Source organism: Stenotrophomonas sp. ZAC14D1_NAIMI4_1, assembly GCF_003086775.1.
Taxonomy (GTDB): Bacteria; Pseudomonadota; Gammaproteobacteria; order Xanthomonadales; family Xanthomonadaceae; genus Stenotrophomonas.
The window spans coordinates 3,514,949-3,528,047 of the sequence record NZ_CP026001.1 but is presented as its reverse complement, the minus strand read 5'-3'; the positions used below and the strand labels follow the sequence as shown (position 1 = coordinate 3,528,047).

9 protein-coding genes are annotated in these 13,099 nt (G+C 69.7%); 6 read left to right on the top strand and 3 right to left on the bottom strand.

The genetic code is table 11. The features are described 5' to 3' along the window. Positions 1 to 51: 51 nt before the first annotated feature. Genes C1927_RS16185 through pgaC form a run of 3 tightly spaced genes read right to left on the bottom strand, consistent with a single transcriptional unit; the run spans position 52 to position 2,340 of the window. A complete protein-coding gene (locus C1927_RS16185) occupies positions 52 to 576 on the bottom strand; it encodes a hypothetical protein (RefSeq protein ID WP_079222873.1) in 525 nt (174 codons plus the stop codon). Between the two features lie 58 nt (positions 577 to 634). Beyond that, on the bottom strand, positions 635 to 1,087 hold the full coding sequence (gene pgaD / locus C1927_RS16180; RefSeq protein WP_108747219.1) for a poly-beta-1,6-N-acetyl-D-glucosamine biosynthesis protein PgaD: 453 nt from the start codon (positions 1,085 to 1,087) through the stop codon (positions 635 to 637). Beyond that, positions 1,084 to 2,340 carry a poly-beta-1,6-N-acetyl-D-glucosamine synthase gene (gene pgaC, locus C1927_RS16175; RefSeq protein WP_108747869.1) on the bottom strand — a complete coding sequence of 419 codons (1,257 nt, stop codon included), beginning with the start codon at positions 2,338 to 2,340 and terminating at the stop codon, positions 1,084 to 1,086. The genes pgaD and pgaC overlap by 4 nt, the downstream gene beginning before the upstream one ends. Positions 2,341 to 2,582: 242 nt before the next feature. Between pgaC and C1927_RS16170 the strand changes: the two genes are divergently transcribed. From C1927_RS16170 to C1927_RS16145, 6 genes are all read left to right on the top strand, one after another. Beyond that, positions 2,583 to 4,742 (top strand): bifunctional (p)ppGpp synthetase/guanosine-3',5'-bis(diphosphate) 3'-pyrophosphohydrolase, encoded by a 2,160-nt coding sequence (locus C1927_RS16170; protein WP_174208735.1) that lies wholly within the window; start codon positions 2,583 to 2,585, stop codon positions 4,740 to 4,742. A 30-nt stretch (positions 4,743 to 4,772) separates the two neighbouring features. Then, positions 4,773 to 6,344 carry a hypothetical protein gene (locus C1927_RS16165; RefSeq protein ID WP_108747218.1) on the top strand — a complete coding sequence of 524 codons (1,572 nt, stop codon included), beginning with the start codon at positions 4,773 to 4,775 and terminating at the stop codon, positions 6,342 to 6,344. 125 nt (positions 6,345 to 6,469) lie between these two features. Beyond that, complete coding sequence (locus tag C1927_RS16160; protein ID WP_108747217.1) at positions 6,470 to 7,414, top strand: glycosyltransferase family 2 protein; 945 nt, start codon at positions 6,470 to 6,472, stop codon at positions 7,412 to 7,414. 74 nt (positions 7,415 to 7,488) lie between these two features. Continuing rightward, positions 7,489 to 9,924 carry a penicillin-binding protein 1B gene (gene mrcB / locus C1927_RS16155; RefSeq protein ID WP_079222869.1) on the top strand — a complete coding sequence of 812 codons (2,436 nt, stop codon included), beginning with the start codon at positions 7,489 to 7,491 and terminating at the stop codon, positions 9,922 to 9,924. Then, positions 9,924 to 10,457, top strand: a complete 534-nt coding sequence (locus C1927_RS16150; protein ID WP_108747216.1) for a hypothetical protein — start codon at positions 9,924 to 9,926, stop codon at positions 10,455 to 10,457. The genes mrcB and C1927_RS16150 overlap by 1 nt, the downstream gene beginning before the upstream one ends. Positions 10,458 to 11,026: 569 nt before the next feature. Further along, the gene (locus tag C1927_RS16145; protein ID WP_079222867.1) at positions 11,027 to 13,081 is read left to right on the top strand and encodes an ATP-dependent DNA helicase; all 2,055 of its coding nucleotides are present in this window, start codon (positions 11,027 to 11,029) and stop codon (positions 13,079 to 13,081) included. Positions 13,082 to 13,099 lie beyond the last annotated feature (18 nt).

The window sequence follows — 13,099 nt, the reverse complement described above, 5'->3', positions numbered from 1 at the left end:
GGCGCCCGGCATGCAGCCGAGCATGGGCTCGGCTCTACAACAGCCACGGCGTTACTTGGTGCGGCGCACCTTGGCCTGGGTGTTCACGCCTTCCACCTTCATGTACCACACGCCCATCATGCCGGGCTTGATGCTGACCTTGGGCGACGTGCTGCGCACGCCTCCCAGGCTGGTGGCGTCGCTCTGTTCCCACACCTGGCCGTTGTCCAGGGTGAAGATGCGGCCCTTGCCGAAGCCGCGGAACTCGCCCTGCAGCACGCCGGTCACCGGTTCACTGCTGCCGAAATCGAAGAACCCGCGGTTCTTGACGATCACTTCCTGGCGGCCCTCTTCGCGCGCTTCTTCGCGCACAGCGGCCACGGCCTGGGTGGTGGCTGCTTCGACCTTGCCCTGCAGCCAGCGGTTGAGCGTGGCCAGTTCGGCGGCACTGAGCTTGTCCAGGCCGGCCGCCTTGAACTCGGCCTGGGTCATCTGTGCCTGCAGGTCGCCATCGACAACCCGTTGGGCCAGGGCCGGCATCGCGGCAGTACACAGAACAAGGGCGACGCAGAGCGGGCGCAGCAGGCGCAGGGACATGGCGTTTCTCCTGGAGGTGGCCCGAGTGTAGAGCAGGCCACGCCAGGCGGCACCTGCCCTACGGCCCGCGCGGTGTCCGCCAGGCTTTCACCGGTCGCGCCTGCTCGTCCATGCGCACGGTCACCACCCGGTGCCGGCGCAGGGTATGCATCACCTGGGCGGGGGCCTGCAGCCGTTCCCGCACTGCCGCGTCGGCCACGTCCGAGCGGCGCAGGCGGCGGTCGGCGTCGGCGAAACGGGCACGGTTGTATTCGGCCCAGCCGATCAGCAGCAGCCCGCACAGCAGCGCGATGATCGGCAGCGCGGCGAGGATGAAGGGGTCGACCGCGTTGCGCTGCAGGTACAGCCGGTCCCAGCCCGCCTGCAGGCCCAGGACCCAGGCGACCAGCGTGACCAGCGGCACCCACAGCCAGGCGTAGCCCGACCACGCCAGCAGGGTGGCGGCGCGCTGCAGGGCGCGTTGCTGGCGTGCCAGCCGTTCCGGCCGCACGATCACCGGAGGCGGCGTCATGACACCCCCCGGTCCGGACTGATCCAGCGCGCACGCTGCTGTTTCCGCCATGACAGCAGGGTGCGCGGCAGCGCCACCACGGCGGCGGCCATGCCGATGGTCCAGAAGGCCAGCGGATACCAGATGACCCAGTAGAACTGGCGCGCCAGGCCACGTTCGTAGCGGCGTTCGATCAGCAGGCTGGTGCCGAACTGCAGCAGGCACACCAGGGCCAGCACGACGCCATGCCAGCGCGGCAGCAGCGTATCCACGTAGAGCGCGCGGGGCAGGGGCACCACCTTGCCCAGCAGCCACAGCACCACAATGACCAGCATGGTGTAGGCCCACGCCAGGCTCAGCGCGTATTCCAGCAGTACGCCCCACATCCGCCGCCGCCGCCACGACAGCACCCTGCGCCCGTGCTGCAGCAGGACTTCCACGCCGCCACGTGCCCAGCGCAGCCGCTGCCGCCACAGGCCGCGCAGGGTTTCAGGCATCAGCACCCAGCACAGCGCGTTGGGTTCGTAGCGGATGTCCCAGCCATCCAGTTGCAGGCGCCAGGAGATGTCGATGTCTTCGGTGACCATGCGGTCGTTCCAGAAGCCCACCCGGTGCAGCGCGGTGCGGCGGAACGCGCAGATGGCACCGGACAGGGTGAACAGCCGGCCGTAGACGCGCTGGGCGCGCTTGATCAGGCCGATGATGGCCGAGAACTCGCCCACCTGCATGCGGGCCAGCAGGGTGGTGCGGTTGCGTACGCGCGGGTTGCCGGTGACCGCGCCAACCCGCGGCCCATCGATCAGGTGGCCCACCATCCAGCGCGTGGCATGCGGGTCCAGCAGCACATCGGCATCCACGCAGACCAGGTATTCCGAACGCGCGGCCAGTGCACCGATGCGCAGCGCGTTGGCCTTGCCCTGGTTCTGTTCCAGGTGCACCACGCGCAGGTTCGGGTACTGCGGCAGCAGGCTCTCCAGCACGGTGGCGCTGTCATCGCTGCTGCCATCGTTGATGGCGATGATTTCCAGCCGCGGGTAGACCTGTGCGGCGATCGCGTGGATCGTGTCTGCGATGTGCCGCGCCTCGTTGAAGCAGGGCACCAGCACGCTGACCGGCGGCTGGCTGCGCAGTGGCGGGGGCGCGTCAGGGCGTGGCGCACCGCGTTCGCGGCGCAGGTAATAGTAGATGCCGCCGACCATCCAGAAAAAGGCCATCACGACCGGGTAGAAGAAGGCGAAGTTGAACAGCAGCGTGACGAGTGAAACGTTTTCCATCCACGACATCGGCACTCCCCGCAGGCACGCTGCGGCACACCACCGCAACGGGCTCGACCATGCCCAGCGGTTTGTAAACCCGGCGTGGTTGTCTGAACCGTCCAGTCAGGAAGCAGGGCGCCGCGCCCGCCGCCACGGGCGTGCGCCGGCATGAACACATGAGCGTCGATGAAGGCGCTGGCGATTGTTCCTGAACGGGCGGAGCGTTACCGTAGAGCCCTCTGTCTTTGATGTCCGATGCTGTGAACCGCGCGTCTGCCCCCGGCCTGGAAGCCTTGTTGAACCGTCCCTCGGCAGCGGTGCTGCCCGCGCCGCTGCGCGAAGCCCTGCTGCAGTGGTGGGACGCTGCCGATACCTCGCATGAGATGCGTGGCAGCAGCCTGTCGATATTGGCCGATACGCTGGACGCGCTGGCCCTGCTGTCGGCCGACGAAGGCGCGGTGCTGGCCGCCCTGCTGTTCGACCTGCCGGGCCTGCGCGCGCACCTGGACGCGCTGCCGCTGGGCAACCACAAGGCCGCGGTGGCCGGCCTGCTGGACGGCCAGGACGCGGCCGATCCGGTCTGGGCACTGCATGCCGGCCGCGAAGCCGGACGCAACAGCGAAGGCCTGCGCCGGTTGCTGCTGGCCATCATCCACGACCTGCGGGTGGTGCCGATCCTGCTGGCCCGCCAGCTGGCACGCATGCGTGCGGCCGACAAGCTGGATGAGGAGCAGCGCCGCGCGCTGGCCCAGCTGACCCGTGACATCCATGCCCCGCTGGCCAACCGCCTGGGTATCTGGCAGTTGAAGTGGGAGCTGGAGGACCTGGCGTTCCGCCACCTGGAGCCGGACACCTACCGCCGCATCGCGCGCGAAGTGGACGAAACGCGCATCGCCCGCGAACGCTACGTCGAGCACGTCAAGAAGACGCTGTCGCGCGAACTGGCCGCGCAGGGCATCCACGCTGAAGTGAGCGGGCGGCCCAAGCACATCTACAGCATCTGGCGGAAGATGCAGAAGAAGCGGCTGGCCTTCGACCAGCTGTACGACATCCGTGCGGTGCGGGTGATGGTGGACGACGTGGCCGCCTGCTACGCCGCGCTGGGCGTGGTGCACGCACTGTGGGCGCCGGTGCCCAGCGAGTTCGATGACTACATCGCCCGCCCCAAGGCCAACGACTACCGTTCGCTGCATACCGCCGTGGTCGGCCCGGAAGGGCGCACCATTGAAGTGCAGATCCGCACCCATGACATGCACGCGCAGGCCGAGCTGGGCGTGGCCGCGCACTGGAAGTACAAGGAAGGCAGCAAGGGCGCGGAAAAAGCCTTTGATCGCAAGATCACCTGGATGCGGCAGCTGCTGGAGCAGGCGCAGGAAGGGCAGGGCAACGAACTGGCCGGCGCGCTGGATGCCGAGCTGACCGAAGACCGGGTCTACGCGCTGAGCCCCAAGGATGAGGTGCTGGACCTGCCGCAGGGCGCCACGCCGCTCGATTTCGCCTACCAGGTGCACACCATGGTGGGCCACCGCTGCCGGGGCGCCAAGGTCAATGGCCGCATCGTGCCGCTCACCTACCGCCTGCGCAGCGGCGACCGCGTGGAGATCCTGACCGGCAAGGAGGCCGATCCCCGCCGTGACTGGCTGATGCCGGCACTGGGCTTCCTGGCCAGCAACCGCTCGCGCGAAAAGGTGCGCAGCTGGTTCCACAAGCTTGACCGCGCACGCAACGTGCAGGCCGGCCGCGAGCTGCTGGAGCGCGAGCTGAAGCGGCTGGGCCTGCAGCATTCGGACCTGGCAGCGGCAGCGAAGAAGTTCCACGCCGACAGCATCGACGACCTGTACATCCAGGTGGCGCTGGGCGATACCGGCCCCAACCAGGTCAGCCGCGCGCTGCTGGAAGCCGAGCGAGCGGCCAGCCAGCCGGCGCCTGCGCCGACCCTGCCGCGGCCGACCGCGCGCCGCGAAAACCTGGGCAATTCCAAGTTCACCGTACAGGGCGTGGGCAACCTGCTGGTGCAGCTGGCGCGCTGCTGCCAGCCGGTGGCGGGCGAGCCCATCGTCGGCTACCTGACCCGTAGCCGGGGTGTCACCGTGCATCGTGCAGACTGCGCGGCGCTGGCACGGCTTGCCGCCGCCAGCCCGCAGCGCATCCTGCCGGTGGAATGGGGCCAGGCCGGCGGCGGCTACGAAGTGGACGTGGTGGTCAGCGCGGTCGACCGCCGCTGGCTGCTGAAGGACATCACCAACCTGATCGCACAGGAAGACGCGTACGTGCTCGACATTCACAGCGACAACGTGCGCAACAGCGGCCGCGCGCACCTGCGCCTGCGCCTGAAGGTGACCGATTACGGCCAGCTGTCGAACCTGCTGGGCAAGCTGGATGCACTGCCGGGCGTGAGCGAGGCGCGTCGTCTGGGCTGAGCTTCACGCTGCCCCGACTACCCTGCACGCATGGAACGCGAGCCCCTGCATCGCCGCCACGGCGCCGACCACCCCGCGCTGGACCGCGTTCGCCGCGAGGGGCGCTGGTGGTGGCTGCAGGCGCGCCATGCGCGCCGGGTCTGGCGCTGGGCACTGCTGGCGGCGGTGGTGGTGTTCGTGGCGCTGGTGCTGCTGCGCAGGCCGCTGGCGGACTGGTTCTGGGACGAACCGCAGATCGAACAGCTGCTGGCCGAGGGCGACCGCGCGCTCGCTGCGGGGCGCTTGAGCGCCGACGACGGCAGCGGCGCACGCGAACGCTACCAGGCCGCGCTGGCCCTCGATGGCGACCGCATGCAGGCGCGACAGGGCCTGGCACGTACCGGTGCGGCGGCATTGCGGCAGGCCGGCGAGCGGCTGCAGGCCGATGACCTGGACGGCAGTGCAAAGGCGCTCGCCCTGGCCCGCGAACTGCAGGTGCCGCAGGGCCAGACCGATGCCGTGGCGCAGCAGCTGCAGGCGCGGCGCAGTGCAGGTGCCGGTATCGGCGCATTGCTGGCGCAGGCGCGCAATGCCTTCGCGGCCGGCCGCCTGGATGACGGTGACAGCAGCGCACTGCCGTTGTTCCAGCGCATCCTGGCCCTGCAGCCGGACAACCTGCCGGCGCTGGAAGGGCGCGAGGATGCGCTGAGTGACCTGCTGCAGCGTGCACGGGCGCTGGCTGCACGCGGCGAGCTGGCGCAGGCCGCGGCGCTGCTGCAGCGGGCGCGACAGTTTGATGCCGGGCACAGCGATCTGCCGGCCAGCCAGGAAGCGCTGGCACGAGCGCTGGACCAGCGCCTGCGGCAGGGCCAGCGCGCGCTGAAACAGCAGAAGCTGGAGGCCGCGGCCGACGCCTTCGAGGCGGTGTTGGCGGTGGCGGCCGATGATCCCAATGCGCTGCGCGGCCGCGAGCAGAGTGCGCAGGCACTGCTGGCGCGCAGCCAGCGCCACGCTGCCGACTTCCAGTTCGAAGCGGCCGAGGCCGACCGTGCGCGAGCCGCTGCGCTGGGCGCATCGCAGGCGGCCGTGCAGCAGGCCGCGCAGCGCATCCAGCGCGCGCAGCAGGCCCGGCAGGCGCAGCAGCAACCCACCTTGAGCGCGGCCCAGCGCGAGCGGCAGCTGCGCGACCGCCTGCGCCAGATCGACCGCGCCGAACGCGAAGGGCGCTGGATCAGCCCGCCGGGGCACAGCGCGTTCGACGCACTGCGCGAGGCGCAGTCACTGGCCCCGCGCGATGCCCGCGTCAGGGCGGCCGCGGCGCGCCTGTTGCCGGCCAGCCGGCAGTGTTTCGATGACAACCTGCGGCAGAACCGGGTACAGGCCGCGGGCGCCTGCCTGCAGGCGTGGCAGACGCTGGCGCCGACCGCGCCGGGCCTGCCGTCGGCACGGGTGCGGCTGGCGCAGCGCTGGCTGGCCATCGGCAGCGAGCGCCTGGGCCGCGGCGATGTGGCCTTCGCCGAGGCCGCCGTTGCCCAGGTGCGCCAGCTTCAGCCGGACCTGCCGGAACTGGCCGCGTTCGAGCAGCGCCTGCGGCAGGTAGGGGCGGAATCCTGGCGGCGTTGACCCTGCGCCGTGGAGGGGAGTCGGGTATAGTCCAGCGGCTCCAACTTCCCCCGTCTGGCCATGTCCCGCGTAGCGTCTGAAGCAACTGTCGGCTGGAGCATGGCGCCGGCGATGCGGTGGGCCCGATGATCCAGCAATCACCCGCGAGCCTGTCCGCCACCGACGCGTCCCGCGTCTGTGCAGTGATCGTCACCTACGGACCGGACCCGGTGCTGTTGCAGCGCGTGGTCGACAGCGTGCTGCAGCAGGTCGGCCATCTGGTCGTGTTCGACAATGGCAGTGGCGATGTCGATGTCACCGCGATCCTGGGCGACAGGGCCGGCGTCACCCTGGTGGCTTCGCCCCGCAACGTGGGGCTCGGCTGCGCGCTGAACCGCGCGTACGAAACGGCCGACGCACTGGGCTTCGAGCACGTGCTGTTGATGGACCAGGACAGTGTGCTGGCGCCGGGCATGGTCGATGTGTTGTGGACGGCGCTGATCGAGCTGGCGCAGGCCGGGCCGGTGGCTGCGGTCGGGCCGCAGTTCCGCGATTCACGCAGTGGCGTGCTGGCACCGTTCGTGCGTTTCGGCTTTCCGCTCAACCACAAGCTGCGCGGTGGGCCGGGGCAGCGCGTGTCGTGCGACTTCCTCATCACCTCCGGCTCGCTGGTGCCGATGAAGGCGCTGCAGGCCATCGGTCCGATGGACGAGGGGCTGTTCATCGACAACCTCGACATGGACTGGTGTTTCCGCGCCAAGCGCGCCGGCTATGCGCTGTACGGCATCTGCGATGCGCAGATGAGCCACAGCATCGGCGAGGAGCTGCTGCCTTCGCGCGCGAAGGCGGACGGGGTGATCGTGCACAAGCCGTTCCGGCTGTACTTCATCATGCGCAACCGGGTGCTGCTGTACGCCCGCGCCTACACCCCGCGCGTATGGATCGCCCAGGACATTCCGCGGCTGCTGCTGAAGCTGGTGGGCAATGGCCTGTTCCTGGCCCCGCGCTGGGTTCGACTGCGGTTCATGTTGAAGGGCCTGTGGGACGGCGTGCGGGGCGTGACGGGCGGGCTGCCACCGGGCAGTCGCTGAACAGGCCCAATTGCAGACCTTTCCTGCGGGAAGGGCTGGGGTAGACTCGCCTGACCCTACATTCCCGCATTCCCGTGCCCCGACGCTACGATTCCGACGACATCGACGATTCCGACGACGACCTGCAGGACTCCGGACCGCTGTGGCGCCGCCGGCTGATCACCTGGACCATGGCGGCAGTCGCGCTGGGACTGGGTTTCCTGATCCCCTACACGCTGTACCTGAATCAACAGGTCACCCAGCGTTTCGGCGAGCTGCGCTGGCAGATTCCGACCCGTGTCTACGCGCGCCCGCTGGTGCTGGTGCCCGGCAAGGCCATGGACGCGGCCACGCTGAAGACCGAACTGGCCGCCTCGGCCTACCGTGATGATGGACAGGGCAAGGACCCGGCCACCTACGCGGTGCAGGGCGGGCGCTTCACCATCTCCAGCCGCGGCTACAACGATGTCGATGGCCACGTCGCCGCCAAGCGGGTGGAACTGTCGCTGTCCGGCGGCAGCATCGCCTCGCTGCGTGATGCCGATTCGCGCAAGGCGCTGAAAGCGGCCCGCCTCGATCCGGCCCGCATTGCCACGCTGTACGGGCAGAAGCAGGAAGAGCGCCGCCTGATCCGCATGAACGAAGCGCCGGACCTGCTGGTGACCGGCCTGCAGGCGGTGGAGGACAAGGACTTCAACCGCCATCACGGCATCGACCTGTCCGGCATCGCGCGCGCGGTGTGGGTGACCATCCGTTCCGGTGGCCAGAGCCGCCAGGGCGCATCCACGCTGACCCAGCAGCTTGCCCGCAGCGGCCTGCTCGGCATCGGCAAGGAGCAGACCCTTACCCGCAAGTTCAATGAAGTGCTGTATGCGCTGATCATGGAAGCGCGCTACGACAAGCGCACCATTTTCGAGGCATACCTGAACCAGGTGTACCTGGGCCAGCGCGGCAGCCAGGCGATCCACGGCATGTCTTCCGGCGCCGAGTTCTGGTTCGGCCGCGACCTGTCCTCGCTGGATACCGAGCACATCGCGCTGCTGATCGGCCTGGTCAAGGGCCCGTCCTACTACGACCCGCGACGCAACCCGGAACGGGCGACCGACCGCCGCAACTTCGTGCTGGGCAAGCTGCACGAAGCAACGCTGATCGACGACGCCGAGTACCAGCGTGCGCTGAAGGCGCCGCTGGGCGTACCCAAGAGCCCAGGCCTGGTGGCGGCCAACCGCTTCCCCGCCTACGTCGACCTGGTGCGGCGCCAGCTCGGCCATGACTACCCCGAATCGGCCCTGCAGGGCGCCGGCCTGAGCGTGATGTCCGGCATGTCGCCGTCCGCGCAGGCCTACGCCGAAGGTGCGGTGACCCGCACCATCAAATCGCTGGAAAGCAAGCGTCGCCCCGAGCTGCAGGCCGGCCTGGTGATGACCGACGTGCACAATGGCGACGTGGTGGCGGTGATCGGCAGCCGCGAGGTATCCGAAGTCGGCTTCAACCGCGCGATCGAGGCACAGCGCCCGGTGGGCTCGCTGCTGAAGCCGTTTGTGTACCTGCTGGCCCTGGCCCAGCCCAACCGCTATTCGCTGGCCAGCTGGGTGGACGATTCGCCGGTGACGGTGCAGCTCGGCCGTGGCCGCAACTGGAGCCCGGGCAACGCGGACAACCGCAGCCACGGCACGGTGCGCCTGATCGATGCGCTGGCCCATTCCTACAACCAGGCCACGGTGCGCGTGGGCATGGACGTGGGCCCGGAGCGGGTGACCCAGCTGATCCACGTGCTGGCCGGCATCAAGGCCGATCCCAATCCGGCGGTGATCCTCGGCTCGACCGACCAGAGCCCGTATGCGATGGCCCAGCTGTACCAGTTCCTGGCCTCCGGCGGCGAGATCCAGCCGCTGCATGCCGTGCGTGGCGTGCTTGATCCGCAGGGCAAGCTGCTCAAGCGCTATGACAAGACCCCGGCACCGGCCCAGGAAGGCGATTCGATTGCCGCCAACCTGATCAGCATCGGCCTGCAGCAGGTGGTGGCCAGCGGCACTGCGCAGCGCCTGAACGCCGATGGCCTGGGCCGCCTGCAGCCGGCCGGCAAGACCGGTACCACCAACGATGGCCGCGACAGCTGGTATGCCGGTTACACCGGTGACCATCTGGCGGTGATCTGGATGGGCAACGACCAGAACGAGCAGGCTGGCCTGTACGGCGCCACCGGCTCGATGCGGGTCTGGTCGGGCATCTTCCAGCGCCTGCCGAGTGCGCCGCTGAAGGTCAGCAACAAGGGCCTGGACTGGCAGTCGGTGGCTGGCACCGGTACCAACAGCACCGATGAAGGTTGCCCCGACGCCCGTCGTTTCCCGTTCGTGGTCGGCTACGCGCCGGCCTACGCGCCCTGCGCCCCGGCCGCATTGCCGGAGGAGCAGGGAGGCGAGAGCGAAGGCGGCGGCTGGCGCAGCTGGTTCGGCCTGGACCGCAAGCAGGAACCGCCGGCCGAGCCGGCGGCAGCGCCTGCCACCGCCACTCCTCCTCCCAGCCGGTGATGCCGATGACCCTTCGTTCCCTGTATCCGCTGCTGGCCGTGACCGGCCTGAGCCTGGCGCTGGCCGCCTGCGTGAGCAGCCCGCCGCCGGCCGCCAAGCCGGTGACCACGACCACGCCGGCGCAGCGCCTGGCCGCCGTGGAAGCGGCAGCGGGCCCGGACGACAAGGAACTGTCGGTGCAGCCGCTGCGTGATTCGCAGGTGGAAGACCTGCGACAGACCGCGCTGGCCCAGCGCCAGGGCAACGACCTGGCAGCGGCCGCGGGCAGCCTGGACCAGGCCTTGCAGATCGTGGCCGGCGACCCGGCGGTGCTGCAGGAACGCGCGGAGATCGCGCTGCTGCAGGGCCAGTGGGTCGAGGCGGAGGCTTTCGCGCGCAAGGCGGTGGACCTGGGGTCGAAGACGGGCCCGCTGTGCCGCCGGCACTGGGCGACGATCGAGCAGTCGCGCCTGGCGCGCGGCGAGAAGGAGAATGCGGTGTCGGCGCATTCGCAGATTGAAGGGTGCACGGTGCCGGGGATCAAGCGGTACTGAGTTTCCAGCCAACGGCGCGGCCCCTCGTGGCTGGTCGGTCGGTAGAGTCGACTGTTAGTCGACTGGCCTTGCGAGGTGGGCCGGGCGGGTGGGCTGCGCAGGGGGCGCTGCAAGTACGTCCATGTAAGCTCGGTCGCCGCATCCATGCGGCTCACGCCCCTGCGCAGCCCACCCGCCCGGCCTCTGACAGTTTCCGTGTGCGTCCAGCCACGGAAAAGAAAAAAAACAATTCAAAAGCGGGTCGCGCGCTGCGCGCACTCGTTCTCTTCTTCCCGTTCCATCACCGCTTCCAGATGCCAGTCGAGCAAGCTCGACGCTACGAAGCAGGTCCATCCGTCGCCGGGAAACTGTCGAGGGTGGGGCGGGAGGGGCAGGCAGGACCGTTGGCGCCATGGATGGCGCCATCGAGCCCCCATGGACGGGTTTACGGCGTGTCCTGCCTGTCCCTCCCGCCTCGCCCAGTACGCAGCAATCCAGAGCCATGAACACTGCTGTTGCTGTTGCCTCTGCCTACGCCCTGGCTTGAAACGGGTGCCGGGCAGCGCCCGGCCGGGTATCCTTCCTGTCTGATGTCCGACCTCGTCCATGCCAGCCGCGAAGCGCTCAGCGAAGGCGGCGCGCTCGCCTCGCACCTGGATGCCTTCGTCCCGCGTCCCGCGCAGCTGCGCCTGACCGAGGCCATCGCCGATGCGCTGCAGCAGCGCGATCTGCTGCTGGCCGAGGCCGGCACCGGTACCGGCAAGACCTTCGCCTACCTGGTGCCGGTGCTGCTGTCCGGCCTGCGCACCATCATCTCCACCGGCACCCGTGCGCTGCAGGACCAGCTCTACCATCGCGACCTGCCGCGCGTGCGCCAGGCGCTGGGCGTCGGCCTGCGCAGCGCGCTGCTGAAGGGCCGCGCCAACTACCTGTGCCGCTACCGGTTGCAGCAGGCACGGGGCGAACCGCGCTTTTCCAGCCCCGAACAGGCCGCGCAGTTCCAGCGCATCCTCGCCTGGTCCGGTCGCTCCCAGTTCGGTGACATCGCCGAGCTGGATGGACTGGCCGACGATTCGCCGCTGCTGCCCATGGTGACCTCCACCGTCGACAACTGCCTGGGCACCGACTGCCCGTTCTGGGACGACTGCTTTGTCGTGCACGCGCGGCAACGCGCGCAGGCGGCCGACGTGGTGGTGGTCAACCACCACCTGCTGCTGGCCGACCTGGCCCTGAAACAGGATGGCTTCGGCGAACTGCTGCCGGGTGCGCAGGCGTTTGTCATCGACGAGGCACACCAGTTGCCCGAACTGGCCGCGCAGTTCTTCGGCGAAGGCTTCGGCATGCGCCCATGGCAGGAACTGGGCCGCGATTGCCTGGCCGAGGCGCGTGGCGTGGGCGGGGCGCAGTCGGCGCTGCAGGAACCCGTCGACCAGCTGCAGCAGGCGCTGCTGGCGCTGCGCCTGGCGATGGAAGGGCTGCCATCGCGTGGCACGCAGTGGCGCGCGCTGGCGATGCCGCAGGTACGCGAGGGCTTCGACATGGCGATGAGCTGCCTGGTGGCGCTGGAACAGGCGCTGCAGCCGCTGCGCGAAGCCGCCGCCGGCCTTGATGCCTGCCACGCCCGTGCACGCGAAGCCGTTTCGCGGCTGGCGCGCTGGCTGGGCGACGACGAACCCACCCTGGATTTCGACACCGACCCGGCTGAGCTGGCGAGTGCCGCCGACGTGCTCTGGTACGAACTCACGCCGCGCGGTTTCCGCTGCCAGCGCACGCCGATGGATGTGTCCGGGCCGCTGCGCGAGCACCGCGAGCGCAGCCGCGCCGCCTGGATCTTCACCTCGGCCACGCTGACCGTGGGCGGGGGCTTCGAGCACATCACCACCCGCCTGGGCCTGGATGATCCGCACACGCTGGTCCAGCCGAGTCCGTTCAACTGGCCCGAGCAGGCGCTGTGCTACCTGCCGGAAGGCCTGCCCGATCCGGCGGCGCGCGGCTTCGGCACGGCGCTCATCCAGGCCCTGCGGCCGGTGCTGCAGGCCTCGCAGGGCAGGGCATTCCTGCTGTTTGCCTCGCACCGTGCGCTGCGCGAGGCGGCCGAGGCACTGCGCGATGGGCCGTGGCCGTTGTTCGTGCAGGGCGAGGCGCCGCGCGCCACGTTGCTGCAGCGCTTCCGCGATTCCGGCAACGGCGTGCTGCTCGGTTCGGCCAGCTTCCGCGAAGGCGTGGACGTGGTGGGCGAGGCGCTGAGCGTGGTGGTGATCGACAAACTGCCGTTCGCCGCGCCGGATGACCCGGTCTATGAAGCACGGCTGGAGGCGATCCGCAGCCAGGGCGGCAATCCGTTCCGCGACGAGCAGTTGCCGCAGGCGGTGATCGCCCTCAAGCAGGGCGTGGGCCGGCTGATCCGCAGCGAGACCGATCGCGGCGTGCTGGTGCTGTGCGACCCGCGCCTGCTCAACCGTGGCTATGGCCGGGTGTTCCTCGATTCCCTGCCGCCGTTCCGCCGCACCCGCGCGCTGGCCGATGTGCAGGCCTTCTTTGCGCCACAATGGTCGCCCGTGGCCGAGGACGCCGCCGCCCCGACCGCCCCGGCCCCCGCGCCGGGTCCGGAGCCGGCCCCCGGTGCCACGTTCCCCCTGTTCTGACCCGATGCGTCCTGATCC